Source organism: Vibrio owensii CAIM 1854 = LMG 25443 (assembly GCF_000817815.1).
GTDB classification, from domain to species: Bacteria; Pseudomonadota; Gammaproteobacteria; order Enterobacterales; family Vibrionaceae; genus Vibrio; species Vibrio owensii.
In genome coordinates, this window is record NZ_JPRD01000109.1 from 1 (window position 1) to 221 (window position 221).

Annotated in this window: 1 protein-coding gene; it reads right to left on the minus strand. The window is 38.5% G+C overall.

Annotated elements, in window-relative coordinates:
- Positions 1 to 221, minus strand: a 221-nt coding sequence (tnpA, locus tag H735_RS29505) for an IS200/IS605 family transposase (protein ID WP_042980864.1), incomplete at both ends; no start/stop codon positions are given.

Genomic DNA, 221 nt, shown 5'->3' on the forward strand with positions numbered 1-221 from the left:
CTCTTGATGTCTTACATATCGGCGTATGATTTCTTCATTGATTCCAACACTATCGACAAAATAGCCTCTTTGCCAAAAGTGATTACCCCAAAGCCTGTTCTTCCTAAGATGAGGAAACTTACTAAATAGCTTTAAGGCTATTTTGCCTTTCAATACCCCCATCAACTTGGATATCGATACCTTTGGTGGAATCTTTACTACTAAATGCACGTGGTCAACTT